Origin of the sequence: Paracoccus sp. NFXS7 (assembly GCF_040148865.1) — a bacterium.
In the GTDB taxonomy this organism is placed as follows: Bacteria; Pseudomonadota; Alphaproteobacteria; order Rhodobacterales; family Rhodobacteraceae; genus Paracoccus; species Paracoccus marcusii.
On sequence record NZ_JAKEKV010000001.1, the window covers coordinates 574,490 to 598,361 of the forward strand.

Consider the following 23,872-nt stretch of genomic DNA (forward strand, 5'->3'; position numbering starts at 1 on the left):
ACCAGACACCAAGCCGGGAATGCCGCCCCAGGACGCCATGGGACGGATCGTGCGCCTGCAGGACTATGAGACCTGCACGCCGGACCGCGTTCTGCGCGAGATGCGCGAATACTGGGACGGCATCCGCAAGGGCCGGGCGATCCCGGCGCGGTCGGATGTCGATCCGCGGGGCATCGCGCGCACGCTGGATTACGCGTTCATCCTGGAACGCATCGCGCCGGGCGCGGGCCGACTGCGTCTGGCGGGGCGGCACCTGATCGACCTGATGGGCATGGAGGTGCGCGGCATGCCCGTCTGCGCCTTCCTGAACACCTCGTCGCGGGGGCGGTTCTCGGACGTGCTGGAAAGCGTGTTCAAGGCGCCCCAGATGGCGCGGCTGACGCTGCAGGGCAAGCCCGACTATGGCCGCCCGCAGCTGAACGCCCAGATGCTGCTGCTGCCGCTTCGGTCGGATCTGGGCGACGTCACCCGCGCCCTGGGCTGCCTGGTGGCAGAGGGCGACACCGGCATCGCGCCCCGCCGCTTCGACATCCTGGCGGATGAGGTCATGCCGATCATCGAAGGCGGCACGACGGTCAAGCCCTCGCCCTCGGCCATCGGCTTTGCCGAAGGACGCGCCGATTTCAAGCCGCGCGGGGCCGTGCCGGACAAACCCGCAGCGGAAAAGCCCCTGCGCGGTTTCCCCCAGGCCGAAACCCCCGAGGAACGGCGCGCCCTGTTCCGGGTCATCCAGCCCCGGCAACCCGACGCCTAGCCCAGCAACCCCGGCCGCCAGCGATACAGCGCGGCCGGCGCCGGCGACGCACGCCCAAGGCTCTGCAGCTCCAGATCCTCGCCCCGCCGGAAACCAAGGTTCTTCAGGATCTTGCGCGACGCATCATTGTCGACGAAGGCACCTGCCAGAACCTCGGGGGGGTCGAACCGCGCCACCAGTTCGGCAAAGACCGCGGCGACCATCTCCTGCCCCAGGCCCTGTCCGGCATGGGCGGGGTCCAGGAAATAGTTCAGGCGCGGCGGTGGGCCTTCGGACAGGCCGACGATGCCGACGACCTGCCCCCTGTATCGGACCGCCAGCCGCAACGGCGGAAGCAGCGCGCCCTGCAGCAGCAGCGGCTGGACATCGTCCAGCGTCATCGCGGGGTCATAGCGCAGCAGCATCCGCGCCACGTCGGGCTTGGTCACGATGCGGTGCAGGGCGGGCAGGTCGTCCGGGGTCACCGCGTCGATGCGCAGGCGTGGCGTCGTCAACGCGATCGCGTGGCGCTGCTGGAACGTGTCGCGGTCCAGATGCAGCATCTCGGCCGGGACCTCGGCCCGCAGCGGGCGCGACCGAAGCACCGTCCGGCCACAGGGCCGAAACCCCAGCCAAGCCAGAAGGCGCGCTGAACGGTCGTTGCCGATCAGACAATGGGCATGCACCTCGGTCGCGCCGGAGAGGAACAGGCGCGACAGGGCCAGCACGCCCGCGCGCCGGCCGATCCCCTGCCCCTGCCGGTCCGGTGCGATCCAGATGCCAAAGACGCGGCCCGCCTGGACCATGCCGACCAGCCGTCCGTCCAGACGGATCGCATGTTCGTCCAACCCCGCGGCCGCGATGAAATCGCGCGCGTCAGCCGTGCCATAGGGCCAGGGCAGCGTGGTCAGCCAGCGCACGACGTCCCAATCGGCCAGGGCTGCCGCGATGTCGTCGGCATCCTCGGGCCAGGGGCGCGTCAGGGCGACCGGCGGGTGCATCGCCTATCCGACCGGCACGACCCGGACCGCGCCGCCCTTGGCCGACAGCGCGATCTCCCCGGCGGCCAGGCGCAAAGCGTCGCGGCCAAAGACCTCGGCCCGCCAGCCCTGCAATGCCGGCAGGTCACGGCTGCCGGTGGCCAGCGCGTCCAGTTCGGACGACGACGCGATCAGCTTGGGCGCGACGCCCGCCGCATCGGCCTTGGCCTTCAGCAGCACGCGCAGCAGGTCCGACAGGGCGGCATTGCCGGGCTTGCCGGGTTCGTCGCCCTTGGGCTGGGGCAGGTCCTTGGATTCGATCCCGGCCTTGACCGAGGCCAGGATGCCGTTAGCGATGTCGCCCTTGCGCGCCTCGCGCAGCAGCAGGCGGGACTTGCCAAGATCGGCCTCGGTCAGCGGCTTGGTCGAGGCCAGCTCGATCATCGCGTCATCCTTGTAGACGCGGCTGCGGGGGATGTCGCGGGCCTGGGCATAGCTTTCGCGGAACCGCGCCAGTTCGCGCAGGATCGCCAGGAAGCGGGGCGAGTTGGTGCGGGTCCGCACCTTGAGCCAGGCCTCCTCGGGGCGGGTGATATACGTCTCGGGGTCCTCCAGGACCGCGATCTCCTCGGCCAGCCATGCCTCGCGGCCGGTCTTCTTCAGCTCGGCCGACAGGTATTCGTAGATCACCCGCAGATGGGTCACGTCGGCCAGCGCATAGGCGGCCTGCGCATCCGACAGCGGACGGCGCGACCAGTCGGTAAAACGCGAAGACTTGTCCAGGTCGGCCCGGGCGATCTTGCGGACCAGCGTCTCGTAGCCGACCTGTTCGCCAAAACCGCAGACCATGGCCGCAACCTGGGTGTCGAACAGCGGCACAGGGAACAGCTGCGCGTCGTGATAGAAGATCTCCAGATCCTGGCGGGCGGCATGGAACACCTTGACCGTCGCCTCGTGGCGGAACAGGTCATAAAGCGGTTCCAGCGACAGCTCCTCGGACAGGGGATCGACCAGGACGGCGTCGCCCCCGCCGGTCTTGGCCGTCGATGCCGGCGGGATCGCCAGCTGGATCAGGCACAGCTTGGACCAATAGGTCCGCTCGCGCAGGAACTCCGTGTCGACGGTCACATAGGGGGCAAGCTTTGCGGCCTCGCAGAAACGGGCGAGGTCTTCGGTGCGGGTGATGGTGGGGATGTCCTGGCTCATGCGCTCTTTCAGATCGGGCGGTTCGTCCGCCAATTGGACAGCTTTACGCCCACGGCAGCGCGTTGAAAAGCCCCGTCGCCCGCCGCCGGGGCACAGGTCCTAGTCCGGTGCCTGCTCGCCCGGACGGGCGCGCAGCGCGTCGGCCACGCCGTCCTCGCAGACGGTCCGGTCGACCATCGGCACGCCCGTGCGAAAGGCCGCACGGCCGATCAGATGGGCCGCGACCGGCGCGGTCATCAGCAAGAACAGGATCGCCGCCACCGCCCGCGCGATGACCGTTCCTTCGGCGAACTGCACGGCCACGGCCATCAGGATCAGGCCCGAACCCAGTGTTCCCGCCTTGGTCGAGGCATGCATCCGCGTCAGCAGGTCGGGCAGCCGCAGCACCCCCATCCCCGCCGCGAAACAGAAGATGCCGCCGGACAGCACCAAGATCGCCACGATGATGTCATGCATTATGTCAGTTCCTCCGCCTTGAGCAGGATGCGACGCTCCAGATAGCGCGCTAGGCACACGGTCGCCAGAAAGCCGACCAGTGCCAGCACGACGGCCACGTCCAGAAAGCCCGCGCTGCCCGATAGCAGCGCCGTCAGGCCGCCGAACGAGACCAGCTGCACCGTCATCAGGTCCAGCGCCACGATCCGGTCCGCCAGGCTCGGCCCCCGCACCAGCCGGATCGCGGCCAGCACGACGCCCAGGATCACCAGGGCAAAGCCGAACAGGATTACAAATTCCAGCAGGGTCATGTCGTTCACTCCGTCGCCTCGCGGACCCAGACCTCGAACCGGTCGCGGATCTGCGCGCGGATCGCGTCCGGGTCGTCGCCGAACATTGCGTGGATATACAGCGTGCTGCGGTCCTCGGACACGTCGAGGCTGAGCGTGCCCGGGGTCAGCGAGATGAAGTTGGCCAGCAGCGTGATCTGCAGATCGGTCGTCACCGTGATGGGCACCGCGATCAGCGCGGGCTGCGACGACTGTCCTGGCGTCAGCACGTCGCGCACGACCGGGATCGAGCTGACCACCAGTTCATAGACGAACATCACGATCAGCCGCGTCCAGTAGTAGAGGCGCCGGAAATAGACCCCGGTATCGGGAAACAGCGGACGGACCAGCCACATCGCGGCCATGCCAACCAGATAGCCGGTCGTCAGTCCCCCCAGGGTCAGCCCGCCGGTCAGCGCGACCCAGGCAAAGGCCAGTACCATGTTGATGGCGAACAGGTTCATGGCTGCACCCCCAGGACGGTCGTGACATAGTCGGTCGGATCCAGCAGCTGCGTGGCCGCCCGTTCGGCGAACAGCACGAAGGATTCCGGGAACAGGCCGATGATGCAGGTCAGCGCGGCCAGCGCCACGATCGGCAGCATCAGCGCCATCCGGTCGCCCATCGGCAGGTCCGACAGGCGCGGCTTGACCCCGTCGGGATGCGCGGGCCAGAAGGCCGAGCCCCAGATCTTGGTCATCGAGAAGATGGTCAGCAGACCGACCGCCAGCGACACCCCGGCCACGAACCACATTTCCAGGTCCAGCGCGGCCTTGACGACCACGTATTTCGCCCAGAAGCCCGACAGCGGCGGAAAGCCCGCCAGCGAGAATGCCGGGATCAGGAACAGGAAGGCCAGCACCGGGGCATGGGCGTAAAGGCCGCCGATGCGCGCCAGATCGGTCGATCCGGCAATGCGCTTGGCCACGCCCGCGACGAAGAACAGGTTCGCCTTCACGATGATATGGTGGACCAGGTAGAACACCGCCCCCATCAAGCCAAGCGGCGTATAAAGCGCCAGTCCCAGGACCATGTAGCCGATCTGGCTGATGATGTGGAACGACAGGATGCGACGGAAGTCGTTCATCGCCGCCGCGCCCAGAACGCCCGTGACCATAGTCACCACCGACGCCCACAGCAGGATCGTGTGCGTGAACCCGACATCCTGGTCGAAGACCAGCGTGAACATCCGGATCAGGGCATAGACGCCCACCTTGGTCAGCAGGCCCGCGAAGATCGCCGACACCGCCACCGGGGGCGTGTGATAGGAGGCGGGCAGCCAGAAGAACAGCGGGAACAGCGCGGCCTTGACGCCGAAGGCCACCATGAACATCACCGCGACGGTGGTCAGCAGGCCGGTATTCTCGACCTCGCGGACGGCCAGGTGCAGGTCGGCCATGTTCAGCGTGCCGGTCAGGCCGTACAGTAGACCGGTTCCCGCCAGGAACATGATCGTCGAGACCAGGTTCAGCAGCACGTACTTGATGCCGCCGTCCAGTTGTTCGCGGCTGGCCCCCAGCACCAGCAGGCCGAAGCTGGAGATCAGCATGACCTCGAACCAGACATACAGGTTGAACAGGTCGCCCGTGACGAAGGCTCCGCAGACGCCCATCAGCAGCGTCTGCAGCAGGGCGTGAAAACCCAGGCGTTCCAGGCGTTCGGGAATTTCCGACAGGGTATAGATCACCGTGGCAAGGCCGGTGATGGCGGTGATGACGACCATGACCGCGCCCAGAAGGTCGGCCACCAGCGTGATGCCGAAGGGCGCCTGCCAGTTCGACATCTGGGCGGCGACGACGCCCTCCTCCAGCACCTCGGCCATCAGGACGACGCTGGCCAGCAAGAGCGCGACTGTCCCCGCGACAGAGATCCAGCGCCCGGCGGGCGATTTGCGGAATAGATAGGACAGGACCGCCGTCAGCAGCGGTATCAGGATCGGATAGACCAGAAGCCAGCTCATTTCCCGGCCTCCTTGCCCGCGTCGACGGGCTCGGCCACGCGCATCTCGTCGCTGTTGACGGTGCCCAGGGTCATGAACGCGCGATAGACCAGCGCCAGGGTGAAGGCCAGCAGGCCGAACCCGATCACGATCGCGGTCAGCACCAGCGCCTGCGGCAGGGCGTTCGCGACGACGCCGGTGGGGGCATATTCGCCCGCATCGATCAGCGGAGGCGCGCCTGGGGTCAGACGGCCGCTGGCAAAGATCAGCAGGTTGACCGCGTTCGACAGCAGCGCCAGCCCGAACAGGAAGCGCAGGATGTTGCGGTCCAGCATCAGATAGACCGACGCGGCGACAAGGACGCCGACGGACAGGGCAAGCAGCATTTCCAAATCAGATCTCCTGTTCCAGGGCAAAGACCAGGGTCAGGATTCCGCCGAAGACGGCCATGTAGACTCCGATGTCGAAGACGAGGACGGTGGACAGCGGCACATAGCTGTCGCCGTCGCGAAACAGGAACAGCCACTGTCCGGTGAAGAAGGGCTGGCCCGCGAAGGCCGCGCCGATGCCCCCCAGGGCCGCGACGCCCAGGCCCGCCATCGCCAGGTTCGACGGATCGATACGCAGCGCGGCCTGCGCCTCCTCGACCGAGGTGGCGATGGTATAGAGAATGAACGCCGTGGCCCCGATCAGCCCGCCGATGAAGCCGCCGCCGGGCAGGTTGTGCCCGCGCAGCAGCGCATAGACCGAGAACATCAGCAGCAGGGCCGCCAGCAGGCGCGTGGTGGTGGTCAGGATCAGCGACTGCATCTCAGCTCTCCTCCTCGGGCTTGCGGCGGGTGGCACCGCGCAGCAGGGCGAACGCGGCGATGGCGGCGATGGCCACGACGGTGATCTCTCCGAACGTATCCAAGGCGCGGAAGTCGACCAGGATGACGTTGACGATGTTGCGGCCATGCGCCTCGGGATAGGACGCGGCCTCGAAGAAGGACGTCAGGCGGCGGTCGAAATCGGTCGCCATCACCGACATTAGCAGGAAGGTCGTGACCAGGCCCGCGCCCCCCGCGATGACCGCGTGTCCGGTGCGGAACCGGGTCTTGGACCGGCGCGGCAGATAGGGCAGACGCAGCATGACGACGCTGACCAGCACGACGACCAGCACCTCGACCAGCAGCTGGGTGATGGCCACGTCGGGGGCGCTGAACATGATGAAGATCAGCGACACGCCGATGCCCGACGCGCCCATCCCGGCGATGGCCGTCATGCGGCTGTGCGTCCAGACGGTCAGGATCGCGCCCGCCACGATCAGGCCCAGCACCGTCCATTGGATCGGGTGCACGCCCTCGGCCGACAGGCCCGGCACGCCCTGGAACGCGCCCTTGATCAGATACGAGCCGCCGACCATCACGACGAAGGTCGCGAACATCACGGCCATGTAGCGCTGCAGGCTGCCGGTCTGGATCAGGTTGGTCTGCCAGGCGGCGAAGGCCTTGAACCCGTCCAGCAGACGGTCCCAGCCCGCGTCGAAGTCGATCGGGCTGCGCGCCTCGAACGCGGCCAGGCGGTCGCGGATCGCCTGATGGCGGCGATAGACCAGCCAGCCCGCCAGGAAGGTCAGCAGCGACAGGATCAGCGCCATGTTGATGCCGCCCCACAGGTACAGGTGCACCTCGCGGACCTCTCCGAAGACGGCATGGGTGGCAGGACCGACCAGGTAGTGGCCCAGCACCCCCGGCAGCAGGCCGAAGATCAGCGACAGTGTGCCAAGGACCAGCGGACCCGCCAGCATCGCCCACGGCCCCTCATGGGGGGTGGTGGGGGTCGGGCGCAGATCGCCGCGGAACGGCTTGAGCGCGACGATGCCGCCGACGGCGAACATCAGGACCGATGCCGCGAAGGCCATCGCGGTCACCCAGAACGCGCCGAACCCGTCCAGCCCCAGGCCGGCCTTGTACATGAATTCCTTGCCGATGAAGCCGACCATCGGCGGAATGCCCGCCATGCTGATCGCGGCCAGCGCGGCGGCAAGCCCGGTCAGCGGCATCGCCTTGGACAGGCCGCCCAGGACGCCCGCATCGCGCGTGCCGGTGGCATGATCGACGATGCCGATCATCAGGAACAGCGCCGCCTTGTAGAGCGAGTGCACCACCAGGAACAGCATCGCCGCGACGATGGCGTAATGCGTGCCCGCGCCGATGAACATCGTCAGCGTGCCCAGCGCCATCAGCGTGGTATAGGCCAGCACCTGCTTGATGTCGGTCTGGCGCAGCGCCATGACCGAGGCGAAGACCGCCGTGACCCCGCCGAACAGCGTCAGGATCCAGAACCACGCATCCGTCCCGCCCAGCGCGGGGTTCATGCGCGCCATCAGGAAAACGCCCGCCTTCACCATCGTGGCCGAATGCAGATAGGCCGATACGGGCGTAGGGGCCGCCATCGCGTTGGGCAGCCAGAAGTGGAACGGCACCTGCGCCGATTTCGTGAACGCGCCCGCCAGGAACAGCAGCAGGATGCCCAGGTACCAGGGATGCGCGCGGATCATGTCGCCCATCGTCACGATCTGCGACAGCTGCGACGTGCCCGCGACCGTGCCCAGCACGATCAGGCCGGCCAGCAGGATCAGGCCCCCCGTCCCCGTCACCAGCAGCGCCTGCAGCGCGGACCGGCGCGACGCCGCGCTGTCGGCGTTGAAGCCGATCAGCAGATAGGACGCGATGGTCGTGATCTCCCAGAATACGAACAGCATGATCAGGTTGTCGGCCAGGACCAGGCCCAGCATGCCGACCATGAACATCAGCAGATAGCTGACGAAACGCGGATAATCCGGGTGATCGCCCAGATAGCGCGCCGAATACAGCGTGACCGCCGCGCCGATCCCGGTGATCAGCAGGGCGAATGTCATCGACAGCCCGTCCAGAAGGACCGACAGCTGCACCCCCAGCGAGGGCACCCAGTCAAAGCCATAGACCTGCGGGCCTTGCGCGATTTCCGGCAGCAGTCCCAGGAAGTACAGGAACAGGATCGTCGGGAACGCGATCGAGATCCAGCCCGCAGGCCCTCCCATGACGCGGTCCACCGATGGATAGTCGTCAGCCATGTCTCGAACCCTTGTCGCGGCATGCAATTGGCGGATGGCTTAGCACCCTTGGTCGGCGGAAAACAGTCGCTTGGGGCGGCTAAATCGGCGCTGACGACCGAAAATTGCGCATCGGGGCACGGTGGCCGCCCTTACGTGCGCGCGCGCCCTGTAAATAGGTATCGGGTTTCCGGCCGCATCCGTCCGGTGACCCCGGCGGTCGACGGATTGCGACATTTTGGCGCAGCGTTTCAAGCATCGAAAATGCCGCGCCGACAGGGGCTTGCGGCCGCATGTCAGGCGCCTGTCATCTGAAGGCTTGTGCGTGCCCCCCCGTTTGGGGTCTGATGCGCGGCAACCGGGGCGCAGCAGACTGCCCTCGATTCGCGACATCTCGATGAAAGGGACATCCCATGCTGCTCGCACGCGACCGCATCGCCGAACAAAGCCTTGGCGCCAAGATCGGACTGACCCTGGCCGCCGCCGCGCTGATCGCGCTAGGCGCCAAGGTGCAGGTGCCGTTCTGGCCGGTGCCGATGACGCTGCAGACGCTGGCTGTGCTGGTCATCGCCGCCGGTCTGGGGCCGCGCCTCGGCCTGGCCGCGATGGGGGCCTACATGGCGGCGGGGCTGGCCGGGCTGCCGGTCTTTGCCGGTTCGCCGGAACGCGGGCTGGGCCTGGCCTATCTTGCGGGCCCGACCACCGGCTTTCTGATCGGCATGGCCCTGTCCATGATCGTGACCGGCGCGCTGGCGCAGGGCCGCGGCCTGGGCATGCGGGCAGTGGCGATGCTGGCCGGGACCGTGGCGATCTATGTGCCCGGCCTGATCTGGCTGTCGGCCTTCGTGCCGGCCGACCGGCTGCTGGCCGTGGGCGTCGCACCCTTCATCCTGGGCGACATGGTCAAAATCGCCTTGGGCGCGCTGGCCCTGCAGGCGGTCACCCGCCGCGGTTGAACCAGACCGCCGAATGACCGCGACGGGGCCCCATGCGGGCCCCGTTTTGCATGCTGACCCCGCGTCCGCCCCGCCATCGGGGCTTTTCCCCTGCCCCGCCCGCGCCCAGACTGCGCCCAAGCCAGCAGGAGGAGCAGCGCTTGACCCCCACCACCCTGACACCCGACACCATCGCCCGCATCGAGGACAGCTTTCGCGACCAGGGCCTGATGCGCCATCTTGGCGCCGAGATCGCGGCAATCCGCCCTGCCGAGGTCACGCTGCGCCTTCCCTTCCGGCCGGAACTGACCCAGCAGATGGGATATTTTCATGCCGGTGCGACCACGGCCTTGGCCGACAGCGCCGGGGGCTATGCCGCGCTGACGCTGTTCGCCCAGGGCGACGACGTGCTGACCACCGAATTCAAGCTGAACCTGCTGAACCCCGCGCAGGGCGACTGGCTGGAGGCCATCGGCCGGGTCGTCAAGGCGGGCCGGACGCTGACCGTGTGCCAGCTGGACGTCCATGCGGTCCACGGATCCGCGCGGACCCATGTCGCGACCGGGCTGCAGACGCTCATCTGCATCCGGGGCCGCGCCCCCGTGACACCGCCCGGCCGTTAGCGTAAACCGCGACCAAACTATCCGAAGGAGGACGGCGATGGCGCAGGCAGAAATCGGGCTGATCGGGCTTGGGACGATGGGGGCCGCCCTGGCCATGAACATCGCCGAAAAGGGCTTTCCCATCGCCGTGTGGAACCGCACGACCGAGGTCACGCACCGCTTTGCTGCCCAGGCCGGCGATCTGGCCCCCCGCGTGATCCCCACCGATTCCCTGCAGGCGCTGGTCCAGGCCATCACGCCGCCGCGCGCGATCATCCTGATGGTCCCGGCGGGACAGGCGGTCGACGATCAGCTGCAGGCGCTGGCGCCGCTGCTTGACGCCGACGATCTGGTGATCGACGCGGGCAATGCGGATTTTCACGACACCAACCGCCGCGCCGCGGCCGGCCTGCCCTTCCGGTTCCTGGGCATGGGCGTGTCCGGCGGAGAGGAGGGCGCACGCCACGGCCCCGCGATCATGGGCGGCGGCAACGCCGCGGATTGGGACCGCGTGGCGCATGTGATGACCGCCATTTCGGCCAAGGCGGATGACGGCACCCCCTGTGCCGCACGGATGGGCGACGCGGGCGCGGGGCATTTCGTCAAGATGGTCCACAACGGCATCGAATATGCCGACATGCAGATGATCGCCGAGGCCTATGGCCTGATGCGCGACGGGCTGACGCTAGAGGCCCCGGCGATCTCCGATATCTTCGCCGACTGGAACCGCGGCACGCTGTCCAGCTATCTGATCGAGATCTCGGCCAGGGTCACCGCGGCGCGGGACCCGCATACCGGGGCCGCGATGCCCGACGTGATCCTGGACCGCGCCGGCCAGAAGGGCACCGGCCGCTGGACCGCCATCGAGGCGCAGCACCTGTCCGCGCCCATTCCGGTGATCGAGGCTGCGGTGATGGCCCGCAACGTCAGCGCTCGCCTGGATGAACGGCAGGCGGGCCAGTCCCGATTCGGTGCCGCCCCCGGCGCGGTCGACCTGACGCCCGACGATCTGGAACAGGCGCTGATCGCGGGCAAGATCCTGTGCTATGCCCAAGGCTTCACGATGATCGCGGGCGCCTCGGAACGGTTCGGCTGGACGCTGGACCTGCCGGAGATCGCACGTGTCTGGCGGGCGGGGTGCATCATCCGGTCGACCATGCTGAACGACATGGCCGACGCGCTGGCGGACGATCCGGCCCGCAACCTGATCATGGCGCCGTTCTTCGCCGACCTGATCGAAGGCGCGCTGCCGGGTCTGCGCCGGGTGGTGTCGCAGGGCATCGCCGCGGGCCACGCCCTGCCCGCCCTGGCATCCGGGCTGATGTGGTTCGACATGATGCGCACCGCGCGCGGCACAGCGAACATGATCCAGGCGCAGCGCGACTTCTTCGGTGCCCACGGGTTCCAGCGCCTGGACGAGATCGACGATCCGCACGGCCCCTGGGGCAGCGCGACCTGATCAGCCGCGCGGGCGGCTGATGTCGCCCAGGGTCAGCAGCGGCGATGCATCGATGCCTTGCGCATTCAGCATCGCCGCGACGCGTTCCAGCGATGCGACCAGCATCGCCTGTTCCCAATCCTGCAGGGCCTGGAAACCGGTCACGAAATGCTGCTGCAGCGCGTCGGGCGCATTGCGCAGCGCGTCCAGCCCGGCATCCGTCAGGATCACGTGCAGCTGCCTGCGGTCGGTGCTGGACCGCTGACGCTGCGTCAGGCCCAGCTTGTCCAGCTGATCGACAAGCGCCGTCACGGTCGCTTGGCTGACGCCCATCTGGGTCGACAGCTGGGTCGGCATGGCGGACCGCGTCTCGGTTCCGGCAAGGATCTGCAGGACGCGCAGCTTGGCAGGGGTCAGCTTGGCGGCCTGGGCAAGGTCGCGTTCATAATGTTCGGTGGCGCGCAGGATCCGCCGCAGCGCGATCAGCGCGGCGTCGGTACGCGGAATGGCGGGCGGCTGGCTCATGCCCTCCTGTATGCCATCAGCGCGCGGAACAGGGCAATATGGCATGCTTTCGGAACCTGATATTTCGGCAGGCGAACCTCGCGGTCACGCGGCCGTGTCCAAATATCACGCCAGCGTAAGGTCTTAGACGAAATACCGCGTATTTTCCACGCCAAGGTTGCAACCAAGGCACGTTTTGACTAGTTAGAGGGACGAAGCAATTGAGGATCCGCCGCCCATGCCCAAAGACGTGCAAGAACTCGAACGCCCCCGCCAGCTGACGCTGCGCAAGCCCGACCCGACCGATGGCGCCGCCATCTGGGATCTGGTCCGGACCTGCAAGCCGCTGGACGAGAATTCGATGTATTGCAATCTGGTGCAGGCCGAGCATTTCCGCGACACCTGTGTCGTGGCCCTGCTGGACGACCAGATCGTGGGCTGGATCTCGGGGCACATGATCCCGAACGAGGACGCGCTTTTCGTGTGGCAGGTTGCTGTCGGACCGGATGCGCGCGGTCTGGGATTGGCCCGCAAGATGCTGACGCATCTGGTGGAACGCGACGAATGCGCCGATGCGCAGCGGCTGAACACGACGATCACCCGCGACAACGACGCGTCCTGGGCGCTGTTTCGCAGCTTTGCCCGCCAGCAGGGCGGACGGCTGAGCGACGATCCTCACTATACCCGCCACGATCATTTCGACGGACGGCACGCGACCGAGCATATGGTCACGATCACCCTGCCCCGTCACGCCGATCAGGCCCGCGCCGCCTGATCCCTTTGCCCGTCGAAGCATTCAGACTGACGCACATGATGCGAAAGGACTTCCCATGCCCAAAGACATGACCGCCACCATGCCCGGAACCGCCATCTTCGAACGCCGCGAAAGCGCGGCCCGATCCTATTGCCGGGGGATTCCCACCGTCTTCACCAAGGCCAGCGGCTCGGTGATGACCGGGGCGGACGGACGCGACTACATCGACTTTCTGGCCGGTTGCTCGTCGTTGAACTATGGTCACAACGATCCGGACATGAAGTCCGCGCTGATCGACCACATCGCGGGTGACGGGATCGCGCATGGCCTGGACCTGCATACCACGACCAAGGCGGCTTTCCTTGACGCCTTCGAACGTCACATCCTGACGCCGCGCGGCATGGATCATCGCGTGATGTTCACCGGCCCCACCGGTGCCAACGCGGTCGAGGCGGCGATGAAGATCGCCCGCAAGTCGACCGGCCGTACCAATGTCGTGGCATTCACCAACGGCTTTCATGGCGTGACGATGGGCGCGCTTGCCGCGACCGGCAACGGATACCACCGCGGCGGCGCCGGGATGGAGACGCAGGGCGTGACCCGCGTGCCGTTCGACGGCTATGCCGACGGGCTGGACAGCGCGGCCTTGCTGGACCAGATGCTGTCGGACAATTCGGGCGGCATCGACGCCCCCGCCGCCATCATGCTGGAGGCCGTGCAGGGCGAAGGCGGCCTGAACGCCGCGTCCGCCGAATTCGTCCGCGCCATCGCGGACATCGCCAAGCGCCACGGCGCCCTGCTGATCATGGACGACATCCAGGCGGGTTGCGGCCGCACCGGCAAGTTCTTCTCGTTCGAGGAGATGGGCGTGATGCCCGACCTGGTGCCGCTAGCAAAGTCGATCTCTGGCTTTGGCCTGCCGCTGGCGATGGTTCTGGTGCGCCCGGAACATGACGTCTTCGGTCCGGCCGAACACAACGGCACGTTCCGCGGCAACACCCATGCCTTCGTGACCGCCCGCGTGGCGATCGAGAAGTTCTGGTCCGACGACGCGTTCGAGGCCGACCTGGCGCGGCGCGCCGACCTGATCCAGACCCGGCTGACCGAACTGGCCGACCTGGTGCCCGGCGCCTATCTGAAGGGTCGCGGCCTGATGCGCGGCGTCGACGTCGGATCGGGCGATCTGGCGGCCGCCATTTGCAAGCGCGCCTTTGACGGCGGGCTGATCATCGAGACATCGGGCAACGAGGATCAGGTCGTCAAGGTCCTGGCCCCGCTGACCACCCCCGACACGCTGTTGTCGCGTGGCTTCGACATCCTGCTGGATGCCGCCCGCGACGTCCTTGCCACCACCAAGATTGCTGCGGAGTAATTCACATGATCGTACGTGATTTCAACAAACTGAAGGACACCGACCGTTCGGTGTCAGACGCGCAATGGAATTCGGTCCGGATGCTGCTGGCCGATGACGGGATGGGCTTTTCGTTCCACATCACCACGCTGCAGGCCGGGTCGGAGCACCAGTTCCACTACAAGCACCACTTCGAAAGCGTGTTCTGCATGCAGGGCAAGGGCTCGATCACCGATCTGGGCACCGGAGAGACGCATGAGATCACGCCCGGCGTAATGTATGCGCTGAACCTGCATGACAAGCACATCCTGCGGGCCGAGGAGACGCTGGTCATGGCCTGCTGCTTCAACCCGCCCGTCACCGGGACCGAGGTGCATCAGGAGGACGGCAGCTACGCCCCTGCCGAGACCGCGTGATGGGTCATACGGTCGAGAAGATCGGTGGCACCTCGATGTCGCGCGTGCACGAGCTGCGCGACACGGTGCTGATCGCCGACCGCGACGCGCCCTATGGCCGCATCTTCGTGGTGTCAGCCTTTGGCGGCATCACGAACCTGCTCTTGGAACACAAGAAGTCCGGAGAGCCGGGCGTCTACGCAGCCTTCGCGTCGGGCGACGGCGATCACGGCTGGCTGGCCGCGCTGGACCGCGCCAGCGACGCGATGATCGAGGCGCATCGGGTGGTTCTGGATCATCCCGGTGATCTGGAACGCGCCGATGCCTTTGTCCGCGACCGGCTGGTCGGGGCGCGCAACTGCCTGATCGACCTGCAGCGCCTGTGCTCCTATGGCCATTTCCGGCTGGAGGAACACATGCTGCACACGCGTGAACTGTTGTCGGGACTGGGAGAGGCGCATTCCGCCTTCGTCACCACCCTGATGCTGCAGCGCGTGGGCATCCAGGCACGGTTCGTCGACCTGTCGGGATGGCGCGACACGGAACAGGTCACGCTGGAGGAACGCATCACCGGCGCGATGGCCGGCGTCGATCCCGCGACCGAAATGCCCATCGTCACCGGCTATGCCCAGTGCACCGAGGGGCTGATGCGCGAATTCGACCGCGGCTATTCCGAGGTGACGTTTTCAAGGCTGGCGGCACTAACCGGCGCGCGAGAGGCGATCATCCACAAGGAGTTCCACCTGTCCTCGGCCGACCCGAACCTGGTCGGGGCGGATGCGGTGCGCAAGCTGGGCCGCACGAACTATGACGTGGCCGACCAGCTGTCGAACCTGGGGATGGAGGCGATCCACCCCAAGGCCGCCAAGACCCTGCGCCAGTCCGGCGTCCCGCTGCGCGTGACCAACGCGTTCGAGCCGCACGATCCCGGCACGCTGATCGACGACCAGCCCGCCCCCACCCCGGCGGTGGAGATCGTGACAGGTCTGAACGTCTTTGCGCTGGAACTGTTCGAACAGGACATGGTCGGCGCCAAGGGCTATGATGCGTTCATCCTGGAAGTGCTGACCCGCCACCGCGTGCGCATCGTCAGCAAGGTGTCCAACGCCAACACGATCACGCATTATGTCGACAGCAGCCTCAAGGTGCTCCGCCGCGTGGAAAAGGACCTGGCCGAACGCTATCCTTCGGCGCAGGTGTCGTCGCGGGCGGCGGCCATGGCCTCGGCCGTGGGCCGCGACTTGGAAGGCCTGGCAGTGCTCAGCCGCGGGCTGAACGCGCTGGCGGCCGCGGGGCTGGAGGCCATCGGGGCAACCCAGGGCCCGCGCCCGGTCGACGTGCAGTTCATCCTGGAACGCACGGCGCTGGCGCCCGGCATCAAGGCCCTGCACGGCGCGCTGATCGAACAGACCGCGCAACCCTTGGCCAAGGTGGCCTGAGGCACAAAACGAAACGGGCGGCCGCAAGGGCCGCCCGTTCGCATTCTGGATGACGCAATCAGCGCGCCATCGCTTCGCCGGTCGTCGGATCAACGCGCATCTCGACCTCGCGGTTGTCCTGGGTGCGGTATTCGACCTCGTAATAGCCGTCGTCGTCCCACTGGATATCCTCGATATAGCCCAACTCCGCGGAAAGGTCGGTCTCCATCTTGGCGACGATCTCGGACAGGGCCATCGCATCGGCCGGCGGGGCACCGCGCATGGCCTCCTGCGCCATCAGCGCGGTGGGCGACAGGATCAGGGCGGCGGCGGTCAGGGTGCGGAAGGTCATCGTTCTCTCCGGTTGTGGGTCTGCGGTCAAACCCGCACCCAAGGCCCGTGGTTCCGACCCCTTGCCGCATCCCTGCCGATGACCTATATCGGTGCTGTCGGAAGCAATTCCGACTATGGACATAAACGCGCTCGTAATAAGCGGATCGGACCCGGGGGCGGTACCCGGCGGCTCCACCAAACAACCCTTCATTGGGGGCGAATGGGGCCGAAACAGGATCGACGAACGTCTAAAGGGGTTATGCTTTGTCTCGGTGAGCTACTACCGTTATCGGTGCAAAACGTACAGTTGCCAATGACAACCGTGCTCCGGTCGCGCTGGCTGCGTAAGCAGTCCGCAAGATCGAAACCTAAGCCCTTGCGCCTAGCAGCGTAAGGCGGGGCCCGCAGGAGCCTGGCAACAGAATCCTGCACCTTATCCCCCCTGATATTTTTGAACCGCCCTGTCCGGTATTCAGCGTTCCTTAACGCGCGGGGTCTATTGCTGCGCTTGTCCGCCTTTGCCATGCGAAAGGATCAAGCGGTGACACACCCCGATTCCCACGACACGATCCACCTGCAGGACAGGCTGGACTTTTTGGGCCTGGACGCCCCGGCGCAGGCCCGGCTCAAGGCCCTGGCCCCCCGGATCGCGGCCAGCGTCGGCCCTGCCCTGTCCGAATTCTACACCAAGATCGCGGCGACCCCCGTCCTGCGCCGATATTTCACCGACAATGCCCATACCGAGCGCGCCAAAAGCAGCCAAGCCCAGCACTGGGCCCGCATCGCATCCGGAGAGTTCGGCGCCGACTATGCGCTGTCGGTCCGCCGCATCGGCGCAGTGCACGCACGGATCGGGCTGGAGCCGCGTTGGTACATCGGCGGCTATGGCCTTGTGCTGGACTATGTGATCCGTGACATGCTGGGCGAGCGCCGCACCTGGACCGCCGCCAGCCGCAAGCGCCTGGCCGATGACATCTCGGTCCTGATGCGGGCGTCCCTGCTGGACATCGACCTGTCGATCTCGACCTATCTGGACCAGATCGACGGTCGCCGCAAAGAGGTCGAGGATGCCCAGCAACGTGCCTTCGAGGCCCTGTCGGGCGCCCTTGGCCGTCTGGCCGAAGGCGATCTGACTACCCGGCTGGACCCGGAACTGTCGGCCCGCACCCGCTTCAACGAAACGGTCGAACAGCTGGCCAGCATCATCGGATCGGTGCGCCATTCCGCCGGCCAGATCGGCAACGGCACCGGAGAGATCGCGGCAGCCTCCGACGATCTTGCGCGCCGCACCGAACAGCAGGCGGCCAGCCTGGAGGAAACCGCCGCCGCGCTGAACGAGATGACCGAGGCCGTGCGCGATTCCGCCACGCGCAGCCGCCAGGCGGAGGAGATGGCGGCCCGCGCCCGCCAGGTCGCCGCACATGGCAGCCAGATCATGGATCAGACACGCACCGCGATGGACGACGTCTCCTCCAGCGCCGGAGAGATGGGCCAGATCATCGGCGTGATCAGCGAGATCGCCTTCCAGACCAACCTGCTGGCCCTGAACGCCGGCGTCGAGGCAGCCCGCGCCGGTGAGGCCGGCCGCGGCTTTGCCGTCGTCGCCGCCGAGGTCCGCGCCCTGGCCCAACGATCGGCCGAGGCCGTGCGCACCATCCAGACACTGATCGACCGCAGCGTCCAGCAGACGACACATGGCGTGTCGCTGGTCGGCGCGACGCACCAGGCGCTGTCCGACATCATCCTGGTCTTCAACGAGATCGAAGGGATCGTGACCGAGATGTCCTCCACCGCCCAACGCCAGTCGCTGAGCATCTCCGAGATCAACAGCGCGGTCCGGTACCTGGACGACGTGACCCAGCAGAACGCCGCGATGGTCGAGGAAGCCAACGCCACCAGCACCCTGCTGAACGCAGAGGTCAAGGACCTGACCCGCATCGTCAGCAGCTTCACGATGGCGGCCCCCCGCCCGCAGCTGCATCAGCAGACCTACCGCCAGGCCGTCTAACCTTGCACCGCGCGTCCCCACCGGGCGCGCGGTTCAGTCGTCCCGCCGCATGCCGATCCAGATCACGTGCCGCGATCCGCGGCCCGACCCGCCGGCGCGCACCCCGTGCGTGCTGACGGCAAAGCCGCACCCGGCCAGGCGTCGTTCGAACGCGGCATCCGGCTCTGCCGACCAGACGGCCAGCACGCCGCCGGGCGACAGCGCGCGCCGCGCCGCCTGCAGACCGGCCGTCCCGTACAGCGCATCGTTCCCGGTCCGCGTCAGCCCGTCGGGACCGTTGTCGACATCCAGCAGGATCGCGTCGAACGCCGTCGTGGCCTGACGGATCTGCGCGCCGACATCGCCGATCCGCACCTGAACCCGCGGGTCGGACAGGCAGCCGCCAAAGACCGCCGCCATGTGCTGCGTCGCCCATCCGACCAGTTCGGGCACGATCTCGGCCACGATCAGCCGGGCCTGGGGGCTGGCCACGACCTGGGCCGCGCGCAGGGTGAACCCCATACCCAGCCCGCCGATCAGCACCCGCGGCGCGGACCGGTCGGCCAGCCGGTCCAGCGCAAGCGTCGCCAGAGCCTCCTCGGACCCACCCAAGCGGCTGTTCATCAGCTCGTTTCCGCCCTGCAGCCTGATCGAGAATTCGTCGCCCCGCCGCATCAGCCGCAGCGTGTCGCCATCCGGCGCGATCGCGCTGGCCAGTTGCACCCAAGGCAGCATGCCGATGTCCCATTCTGCGTAACCCGGTCCTGATCTAGCCGATCGGGGCCGTGCCGGAAAGGCGCTTGGGCATGGCCACAATGCGAAACCCGCGCCGACAGGATCGGCGCGGGTCGGACATGGTGCAGGTCGCTTCGGTCAGAACTCGAACATCTGGCCTTCGCCGCGGCCACCCACGACACGCAGGGGGACCGGTTCGACCACGGGAAGCGGCGCCGATGCACGTGTGCGGACCACCTCGGGCCGGCTGGTGCCGCTGCCGATCCGGAACCCGGCGATCTCGCGGATCAGATCCTCGGACCGCTGCTGCAGCGATGCGGCGGCGGCGTTGGCCTGTTCGGCCACTGCGGCGTTCTGCTGGGTTACCTGATCCAGCTGGTTCACGCCCGTGTTCACCTCGGCCAAGCCGATCGCCTGTTCGTTGGCCGCAAGCGAGATCGCGGTGATCTGTTCCGACACCTCATGCGCCTTGGACAGGATCTGACCAAGGCTGTCGCCCGTCCGCCCCACAAGGGCGGACCCCGCCTTGACCTGCGATGCGGACTGCGAAATCAGCGACTTGATCTCCCGCGCGGAATCCGAGGCGCGCTGTGCAAGGCCCCGCACCTCGGAGGCCACGACCGCAAAGCCGCGGCCGGCCTCTCCGGCACGGGCGGCCTCGACGCCCGCGTTCAGCGCCAACAGGTTGGTCTGGAACGCGATGTCATCGATGACACCGATGATGCGGGTGATCTGGTCGGACGACGCCTCGATCCCGCGCATGGCGGTCACGGCGTCGCGCACGACCTCGGCGCTGGTTTCGGCGATGTCGCGGTTCTGACGGCTGGCCTGCTCGGCATTGCGCGCGCGTTCGGCGGTCGAGGTGACGCTGGCGTTCATCTGGTTCAGGGCCGCGGCGGACTGCTCCAGCGTAGCGGCCTGCGTCTCGGCTCGGGAGGCCAGGTCCTGCGCGGCGGAGGTGATCTCGCTTGCGCCACCCCGGACCTGATCGGCGACGTCGGTGATGCGGTTGATGGTGCCGGTCAGGTTCGACACGACGCTGTTGAACGCCTCTCTCAGCCCGTCATAGCCGGCCGGGAACGGGTCCGACGGCGGGTTCGGAATCTGCTGTGTCAGGTCCCCCTGCGCCAGCCTGTCCAGCCCGGCACCGATGTCGCGCACGACCCGGGCCTGCTGGCGGGCCTCGATATCGCGGGCGGCGGCAGCCTCGTTCTCAAGGCGGCGGGCCTCGTCGGCCACGGTGCGCGCCTCGACCGCGTTCTGGCGAAAGATCGCCAGGGCCTGGGCCAGCTGTGCCAGCTCGTTGCGACCCTCGGTTCCGCGAATCTCGACGTCCAGATCGCCCCGCGCCAACCGGTTGGTCTGGTCGACCGTCGCCGCCAGGCGACGCCCCAAATCACGCGATATCCATGCGGCAATGACTGCGCCGATCACGATCGTGGCCGCGACCCCCGTCAGCAGTGACATCACCGTGGCATCCATCACCGCCGCTGCCTCCTCCTCCAGCCGGGCAAGGCTGGACATGGCGTCGTCGCGGATCCGTTCGACGGCGGCCAGGACCTCGATCTCGGTCAGCGACAGCGTCGCCAGATGGTCGCGCACGACCAGCTCCAGCGTCCGGCTCTGCTGCGCCATCGACCAGTATTCGTCGATACCGGACAGCGTGGTTGCCAGCAGGGTACGCGCGTCATCGCCCATCACGCGGGGCTGCAGATCGGACAAGGCCTGCCGTGACCTTTGGAAGGGCGCGGCCGCGTCGTCGAAATCCTTCACGGCGCTGCCTTCCAGAAAGCGGTCGATGCGCACACGCGCGACCAGGAATTCGTTGGCGGCCTGCAGCGCGGCATAAGCCGCATCGCGATCACCACGCTGCTGGTACAGGGTCTGCAGCTGTTCCATGTTGCGGCGGTGGGTGATGCCCAGCTCGCGCATCTGTGCCGTCAGCGCAGACAGCGGCTGGAAGCTGTCGAACAACTGGTCGGCCTCGGTCACATGCCGCTCCTTCAGCGCGACCAAGGCCCCGGCATGCGGGCTGCCCAGGGCCTGCGCCTTTTCCGCCAGCACCATGACTGAGGTCATGCCGTCCTGCACCCGTTGACGATCCGCATCCGAGGCCGAAACCATGAAATCGTCCAGCGCCAGACCGGCTTGAGCCACGCCGAAATTGATGTCCGCCGCCGCCAGCGCAAGCACCTCGGCATCATGGGCCTGGACGTCGATGGCCTGCAACCGGTCCATCCGGTTCCAGGTAAAGCCGGCAAGCACCGCCAGCATCAGCAGGATCAGGCCAAAGCCTGCCGCGATGCGCGTCGCGATGCGGGTATTCTTCATCATCATGTCTTTCTCCGGAACGGGGATGGCGAGGCGCCACGAGGGCGCATTGCGGGTCGATGTGTCAGTTGGGCCGCGGCTGTCGGCGGAGGTTGGTCAGAAAAGTTCGACGTCGCCGCCACGCTGCGGCATCGGCTGTTCGCGAACGGGTGCGCGGGCCTCGCCCAGCAGGTGCAGCTGCACCCGACCGATGACGGGCCAGAACCGGATGCGCCGCGCCTGCGTGCCGCAGAGGTCGCTGGCGATCAGCGGAATGCCCTCGTCCTGCAGGAAGCGGCGGGCGGCATCGGCATTGCGCTGGCCGATGTCGGGCAGGCCGGCCATCATCCGTGCGCCGCCGAACAGCTTGGCGCGCAGGCGGCTGCGCACGGCGCCGCGGCGCATCAGCCCGTTCACCAGAACTTCCATTGCGGCGGCGGCATAGCGGATGTCGGGGCCGCCCGGGCCCGCATCGGGCAGCAGAAAGTGGTTCAGCCCGCCGATTTCCCGGTCCGCATCCATGATGCAGGCCGAGACGCAGGACCCCAGGACGGTGGTCAGGATCGCGTCAGGATCGTCGCTGATGGCATGTTCGCCCTGAACGACATGGATGACGCGCGTCGCGGCATCGCGGATCATGACAGCCTCCTCAGGCGGGCGGGTTCCCGCGTCAAAAGCGTCTGGCCGATGCGCGTGAGGGGCAGCACGTCGACCGCACCGCCAAGCTCCACCGCGACGCGCGGCATGCCCCAGACGACGGATGTGGCACGGTCCTGGGCGATCGTGTGCGCCCCTGCCCGACGCAGCGCGCACAGCCCCTGCGCGCCGTCGGCCCCCATCCCCGTCAGCAGCGCGGCGCGGATGTCCAGACGATCGGCAATCGCGGCACCGTCGGAGAACAGCACGTCCACGGACGGACGGTGCCCGGATACGGGCGGGGTCGCGGACAGACGCGCGCGGGGTCCGCCCCGCAGGGTCACGCCCAGATGCCTGTCAGGCGCGGCGGCCAGATAGACGACGCCCCGACGCAGGGGCATGTTGTCCTGCGCCGCGACGACCTGCGGCGCCAGCAGTTGATCCAGCCGGCGGATCAGCCCTTCGGCAAAGCCTGGGCGAATATGCTGCACGATCATCGTCGGTGGACAGTCGGCGCGAAATCCGGCCAGAACGGCCTCCAACGCGGTGATTCCGCCGGTCGAGGCGCCCAGCAGGATCAGCCCGGCCGCCGCGTCCGTGGGTGGTACGGGGTCTGCGGCACGGATCGGTGCGGCGCGGGCGGGCTGAAGCCCACCGAACAGGCGCGACAGCATCTGTTCCGAGCTGGACATCACCGGATATCCGCCCGCCGGCACACGCATCTGACCATAGATGACCACGCCCGCGTCGATCATTGTCAGGATGTCCGCCAATGCGTCGAATTCGATCGATTCGGCGAATTCGGCGGCCACGGCCACGCGGCGCGGGAGGTGCAGTTCGATCAGCACATAGGCCTCGCCGGGCGTGGTGGCGCCCAGCACGGTCACACCGCCCTGTTCCTCGCATCGGCGCAGCAGGGCGGTCAGGCGGGCGGGGTTCGGGTCAACGATCAGCAGGACCGGATTCGACACAGGGACACTCCTGGATGGGTCAGGGGACCATCGCCGGAAAAGATTAAAATATCGTTTCCTGTGAAAGACTTGCCAGACGAGAAATTAATCCATGGCGGCAATGGTTCCTTAACTCATGGCTGTTAGCGATGGGGACGCCGACGACAATACGAGGTAGTTGAGATGCATGCCCTGCCCCTGCCCGAGACGTTCGACCGCAAGGCCGTCTCTGCCTTTGCCCGCACCCTGCTGGACCATCGGGGCGCGGATGCGGTCCTGGATGCGTCCGGGGTCGCGCGCATGGGCACCCTTGCGGTCGAACTGCTGATCGCAGCACGCAAGCAGTGGCGGGCCGACGGCAAGACGCTGTCGATCCGTGACGCCTCGGACCCGTTTCTGACCACGATCCAGGCTGTCGGCGCCTCGGTCCAGCTTCTTCAAACCGGGGGACCCACATGACGACCCGTATCCTGGCGGTCGACGATTCGCCGACAATCCGCGCGCTTGTGTCCAAGGCCCTGCGCAATGCGGGCTTTGACGTGTTCCTGGCCGTGGACGGCGTGGACGGCGTCGGCGCGCTGAGCGAGGCCGATCCGCATCTGATCATCACCGACATCAACATGCCGCGCATGGACGGCTTCGGCCTGATCGAGAATGTCCGCGCGACCGGCGCCTATGCCGACGTGCCCATCCTGGTCCTGACCACCGAAAGCGGCGCCGACCTGAAGGCACGCGCCCGCAGCGCGGGGGCCACCGGCTGGATCGTGAAACCCTTCGAGGATGAGCGTCTGATCGCCGTCATCGACAAGGTCCTGGGGCGCTGACG

26 protein-coding genes and 1 other RNA gene are annotated in these 23,872 nt (G+C 67.3%); 12 read left to right on the forward strand and 15 right to left on the reverse strand.

Features of this window, described 5'->3' with window-relative positions:
- Nucleotides 1-37: 37 nt before the first annotated feature.
- Nucleotides 38-754, forward strand: a complete 717-nt coding sequence (locus tag LZ686_RS02855) for a PAS domain-containing protein (protein WP_255522178.1) — start codon at nucleotides 38-40, stop codon at nucleotides 752-754.
- Here LZ686_RS02855 and LZ686_RS02860 read toward each other — a convergent pair.
- The 9 genes from LZ686_RS02860 to LZ686_RS02900 all read right to left on the reverse strand — a co-directional run bounded on the left by LZ686_RS02860 (nucleotide 751) and on the right by LZ686_RS02900 (nucleotide 8,719).
- Entirely contained in the window at nucleotides 751-1,734 is a 984-nt protein-coding gene (locus LZ686_RS02860; protein ID WP_349546932.1) for a GNAT family N-acetyltransferase, read from the reverse strand. The two genes, LZ686_RS02855 and LZ686_RS02860, sit on opposite strands and share 4 nt — an antisense overlap.
- A 3-nt stretch (nucleotides 1,735-1,737) precedes the next feature.
- Complete coding sequence (gene rnd / locus LZ686_RS02865) at nucleotides 1,738-2,907, reverse strand: ribonuclease D (RefSeq protein ID WP_349547117.1); 1,170 nt, start codon at nucleotides 2,905-2,907, stop codon at nucleotides 1,738-1,740.
- A 111-nt stretch (nucleotides 2,908-3,018) separates the two neighbouring features.
- Entirely contained in the window at nucleotides 3,019-3,375 is a 357-nt protein-coding gene (gene mnhG, locus LZ686_RS02870; protein WP_349546933.1) for a monovalent cation/H(+) antiporter subunit G, read from the reverse strand.
- Complete coding sequence (locus tag LZ686_RS02875) at nucleotides 3,375-3,665, reverse strand: monovalent cation/H+ antiporter complex subunit F (RefSeq protein WP_052715060.1); 291 nt, start codon at nucleotides 3,663-3,665, stop codon at nucleotides 3,375-3,377. Before LZ686_RS02875 ends, mnhG begins: the two co-directional genes overlap by 1 nt.
- Nucleotides 3,666-3,670: 5 nt before the next feature.
- Nucleotides 3,671-4,147, reverse strand: a complete 477-nt coding sequence (locus LZ686_RS02880; protein WP_045998861.1) for a Na+/H+ antiporter subunit E — start codon at nucleotides 4,145-4,147, stop codon at nucleotides 3,671-3,673.
- Complete coding sequence (locus LZ686_RS02885; protein WP_127898839.1) at nucleotides 4,144-5,643, reverse strand: Na+/H+ antiporter subunit D; 1,500 nt, start codon at nucleotides 5,641-5,643, stop codon at nucleotides 4,144-4,146. Before LZ686_RS02885 ends, LZ686_RS02880 begins: the two co-directional genes overlap by 4 nt.
- The gene (locus LZ686_RS02890) at nucleotides 5,640-6,008 is read right to left on the reverse strand and encodes a Na+/H+ antiporter subunit C (protein WP_232303266.1); all 369 of its coding nucleotides are present in this window, start codon (nucleotides 6,006-6,008) and stop codon (nucleotides 5,640-5,642) included. The genes LZ686_RS02885 and LZ686_RS02890 overlap by 4 nt, the downstream gene beginning before the upstream one ends.
- 7 nt (nucleotides 6,009-6,015) lie before the next feature.
- The gene (locus LZ686_RS02895; RefSeq protein WP_045998858.1) at nucleotides 6,016-6,432 is read right to left on the reverse strand and encodes a Na+/H+ antiporter subunit B; all 417 of its coding nucleotides are present in this window, start codon (nucleotides 6,430-6,432) and stop codon (nucleotides 6,016-6,018) included.
- Nucleotide 6,433: 1 nt separating this feature from the next.
- Entirely contained in the window at nucleotides 6,434-8,719 is a 2,286-nt protein-coding gene (locus LZ686_RS02900) for a putative monovalent cation/H+ antiporter subunit A (RefSeq protein ID WP_349546934.1), read from the reverse strand.
- Between the two features lie 392 nt (nucleotides 8,720-9,111).
- Between LZ686_RS02900 and LZ686_RS02905 the strand changes: the two genes are divergently transcribed.
- The 3 genes from LZ686_RS02905 to gnd all read left to right on the forward strand — a co-directional run bounded on the left by LZ686_RS02905 (nucleotide 9,112) and on the right by gnd (nucleotide 11,694).
- A complete protein-coding gene (locus tag LZ686_RS02905) occupies nucleotides 9,112-9,654 on the forward strand; it encodes a biotin transporter BioY (RefSeq protein ID WP_045998856.1) in 543 nt (180 codons plus the stop codon).
- 140 nt (nucleotides 9,655-9,794) lie between these two features.
- Nucleotides 9,795-10,256 carry a PaaI family thioesterase gene (locus tag LZ686_RS02910; RefSeq protein WP_349546935.1) on the forward strand — a complete coding sequence of 154 codons (462 nt, stop codon included), beginning with the start codon at nucleotides 9,795-9,797 and terminating at the stop codon, nucleotides 10,254-10,256.
- 37 nt (nucleotides 10,257-10,293) lie between these two features.
- Nucleotides 10,294-11,694, forward strand: coding sequence for an NADP-dependent phosphogluconate dehydrogenase (gnd, locus tag LZ686_RS02915; protein WP_349546936.1), 1,401 nt, complete (start codon nucleotides 10,294-10,296; stop codon nucleotides 11,692-11,694).
- Here gnd and LZ686_RS02920 read toward each other — a convergent pair whose 3' ends face one another.
- Nucleotides 11,695-12,198, reverse strand: a complete 504-nt coding sequence (locus LZ686_RS02920; RefSeq protein ID WP_045998853.1) for a MarR family winged helix-turn-helix transcriptional regulator — start codon at nucleotides 12,196-12,198, stop codon at nucleotides 11,695-11,697. It abuts the gene before it with no gap.
- A 217-nt stretch (nucleotides 12,199-12,415) separates the two neighbouring features.
- On the opposite strand from LZ686_RS02920, the gene ectA reads away from it, so the two are divergent.
- The 4 genes from ectA to LZ686_RS02940 are packed head-to-tail and all read left to right on the forward strand — an operon-like array spanning nucleotide 12,416 to nucleotide 16,116.
- A complete protein-coding gene (gene ectA / locus LZ686_RS02925; RefSeq protein WP_349546937.1) occupies nucleotides 12,416-12,952 on the forward strand; it encodes a diaminobutyrate acetyltransferase in 537 nt (178 codons plus the stop codon).
- Nucleotides 12,953-13,007: 55 nt separating this feature from the next.
- A complete protein-coding gene (ectB, locus tag LZ686_RS02930; protein WP_349546938.1) occupies nucleotides 13,008-14,303 on the forward strand; it encodes a diaminobutyrate--2-oxoglutarate transaminase in 1,296 nt (431 codons plus the stop codon).
- Nucleotides 14,304-14,308: 5 nt separating this feature from the next.
- Nucleotides 14,309-14,698 (forward strand): ectoine synthase, encoded by a 390-nt coding sequence (locus LZ686_RS02935; protein ID WP_127898845.1) that lies wholly within the window; start codon nucleotides 14,309-14,311, stop codon nucleotides 14,696-14,698.
- Complete coding sequence (locus LZ686_RS02940; protein WP_349546939.1) at nucleotides 14,698-16,116, forward strand: aspartate kinase; 1,419 nt, start codon at nucleotides 14,698-14,700, stop codon at nucleotides 16,114-16,116. The genes LZ686_RS02935 and LZ686_RS02940 overlap by 1 nt, the downstream gene beginning before the upstream one ends.
- 58 nt (nucleotides 16,117-16,174) lie before the next feature.
- Here the strand turns inward: LZ686_RS02940 and LZ686_RS02945 are convergent, their stop codons facing one another.
- Nucleotides 16,175-16,447, reverse strand: a complete 273-nt coding sequence (locus LZ686_RS02945; RefSeq protein WP_084693624.1) for a PepSY domain-containing protein — start codon at nucleotides 16,445-16,447, stop codon at nucleotides 16,175-16,177.
- A gap of 57 nt (nucleotides 16,448-16,504) precedes the next feature.
- Between LZ686_RS02945 and ssrA the strand changes: the two genes are divergently transcribed.
- Nucleotides 16,505-16,861, forward strand: a transfer-messenger RNA (tmRNA) gene (gene ssrA, locus LZ686_RS02950).
- A gap of 108 nt (nucleotides 16,862-16,969) precedes the next feature.
- Nucleotides 16,970-18,436 carry a methyl-accepting chemotaxis protein gene (locus LZ686_RS02955; RefSeq protein ID WP_349546940.1) on the forward strand — a complete coding sequence of 489 codons (1,467 nt, stop codon included), beginning with the start codon at nucleotides 16,970-16,972 and terminating at the stop codon, nucleotides 18,434-18,436.
- Nucleotides 18,437-18,469: 33 nt separating this feature from the next.
- Here the strand turns inward: LZ686_RS02955 and LZ686_RS02960 are convergent, their stop codons facing one another.
- The 4 genes from LZ686_RS02960 to LZ686_RS02975 all read right to left on the reverse strand — a co-directional run bounded on the left by LZ686_RS02960 (nucleotide 18,470) and on the right by LZ686_RS02975 (nucleotide 23,067).
- Nucleotides 18,470-19,150 carry a spermidine synthase gene (locus tag LZ686_RS02960; RefSeq protein WP_349546941.1) on the reverse strand — a complete coding sequence of 227 codons (681 nt, stop codon included), beginning with the start codon at nucleotides 19,148-19,150 and terminating at the stop codon, nucleotides 18,470-18,472.
- Between the two features lie 138 nt (nucleotides 19,151-19,288).
- The gene (locus tag LZ686_RS02965; RefSeq protein WP_349546942.1) at nucleotides 19,289-21,481 is read right to left on the reverse strand and encodes a methyl-accepting chemotaxis protein; all 2,193 of its coding nucleotides are present in this window, start codon (nucleotides 21,479-21,481) and stop codon (nucleotides 19,289-19,291) included.
- 96 nt (nucleotides 21,482-21,577) lie between these two features.
- Entirely contained in the window at nucleotides 21,578-22,099 is a 522-nt protein-coding gene (locus tag LZ686_RS02970) for a chemotaxis protein CheD (protein ID WP_252928339.1), read from the reverse strand.
- Entirely contained in the window at nucleotides 22,096-23,067 is a 972-nt protein-coding gene (locus LZ686_RS02975; protein WP_349546943.1) for a CheB methylesterase domain-containing protein, read from the reverse strand. Before LZ686_RS02975 ends, LZ686_RS02970 begins: the two co-directional genes overlap by 4 nt.
- 162 nt (nucleotides 23,068-23,229) lie before the next feature.
- On the opposite strand from LZ686_RS02975, the gene LZ686_RS02980 reads away from it, so the two are divergent.
- Nucleotides 23,230-23,505, forward strand: coding sequence for an STAS domain-containing protein (locus tag LZ686_RS02980; protein WP_349546944.1), 276 nt, complete (start codon nucleotides 23,230-23,232; stop codon nucleotides 23,503-23,505).
- A complete protein-coding gene (locus tag LZ686_RS02985; protein ID WP_127898852.1) occupies nucleotides 23,502-23,870 on the forward strand; it encodes a response regulator in 369 nt (122 codons plus the stop codon). Before LZ686_RS02980 ends, LZ686_RS02985 begins: the two co-directional genes overlap by 4 nt.
- The last annotated feature ends 2 nt before the right edge of the window (nucleotides 23,871-23,872 follow it).

Bases quoted from the DNA above. Each gene is read 5' to 3' on its own strand.
- LZ686_RS02855 (WP_255522178.1), top strand. From the start codon at position 38: ATGGGACGGATCGTGCGCCTGCAGGACTATGAGACCTGCACGCCGGAC.
- LZ686_RS02860 (WP_349546932.1), bottom strand. From the start codon at position 1,734: ATGCACCCGCCGGTCGCCCTGACGCGCCCCTGGCCCGAGGATGCCGAC.
- mnhG (WP_349546933.1), bottom strand. From the start codon at position 3,375: ATGCATGACATCATCGTGGCGATCTTGGTGCTGTCCGGCGGCATCTTC.
- LZ686_RS02875 (WP_052715060.1), bottom strand. From the start codon at position 3,665: ATGACCCTGCTGGAATTTGTAATCCTGTTCGGCTTTGCCCTGGTGATC.
- LZ686_RS02880 (WP_045998861.1), bottom strand. From the start codon at position 4,147: ATGAACCTGTTCGCCATCAACATGGTACTGGCCTTTGCCTGGGTCGCG.
- LZ686_RS02885 (WP_127898839.1), bottom strand. From the start codon at position 5,643: ATGAGCTGGCTTCTGGTCTATCCGATCCTGATACCGCTGCTGACGGCG.
- LZ686_RS02890 (WP_232303266.1), bottom strand. From the start codon at position 6,008: ATGCTGCTTGCCCTGTCCGTCGGCGTCCTTGTCGCCGCGTCGGTCTAT.
- LZ686_RS02895 (WP_045998858.1), bottom strand. From the start codon at position 6,432: ATGCAGTCGCTGATCCTGACCACCACCACGCGCCTGCTGGCGGCCCTG.
- LZ686_RS02900 (WP_349546934.1), bottom strand. From the start codon at position 8,719: ATGGCTGACGACTATCCATCGGTGGACCGCGTCATGGGAGGGCCTGCG.
- LZ686_RS02905 (WP_045998856.1), top strand. From the start codon at position 9,112: ATGCTGCTCGCACGCGACCGCATCGCCGAACAAAGCCTTGGCGCCAAG.
- gnd (WP_349546936.1), top strand. From the start codon at position 10,294: ATGGCGCAGGCAGAAATCGGGCTGATCGGGCTTGGGACGATGGGGGCC.
- LZ686_RS02920 (WP_045998853.1), bottom strand. From the start codon at position 12,198: ATGAGCCAGCCGCCCGCCATTCCGCGTACCGACGCCGCGCTGATCGCG.
- ectA (WP_349546937.1), top strand. From the start codon at position 12,416: ATGCCCAAAGACGTGCAAGAACTCGAACGCCCCCGCCAGCTGACGCTG.
- ectB (WP_349546938.1), top strand. From the start codon at position 13,008: ATGCCCAAAGACATGACCGCCACCATGCCCGGAACCGCCATCTTCGAA.
- LZ686_RS02935 (WP_127898845.1), top strand. From the start codon at position 14,309: ATGATCGTACGTGATTTCAACAAACTGAAGGACACCGACCGTTCGGTG.
- LZ686_RS02940 (WP_349546939.1), top strand. From the start codon at position 14,698: ATGGGTCATACGGTCGAGAAGATCGGTGGCACCTCGATGTCGCGCGTG.
- LZ686_RS02945 (WP_084693624.1), bottom strand. From the start codon at position 16,447: ATGACCTTCCGCACCCTGACCGCCGCCGCCCTGATCCTGTCGCCCACC.
- LZ686_RS02960 (WP_349546941.1), bottom strand. From the start codon at position 19,150: ATGCTGCCTTGGGTGCAACTGGCCAGCGCGATCGCGCCGGATGGCGAC.
- LZ686_RS02965 (WP_349546942.1), bottom strand. From the start codon at position 21,481: ATGAAGAATACCCGCATCGCGACGCGCATCGCGGCAGGCTTTGGCCTG.
- LZ686_RS02970 (WP_252928339.1), bottom strand. From the start codon at position 22,099: ATGATCCGCGATGCCGCGACGCGCGTCATCCATGTCGTTCAGGGCGAA.
- LZ686_RS02980 (WP_349546944.1), top strand. From the start codon at position 23,230: ATGCATGCCCTGCCCCTGCCCGAGACGTTCGACCGCAAGGCCGTCTCT.
- LZ686_RS02985 (WP_127898852.1), top strand. From the start codon at position 23,502: ATGACGACCCGTATCCTGGCGGTCGACGATTCGCCGACAATCCGCGCG.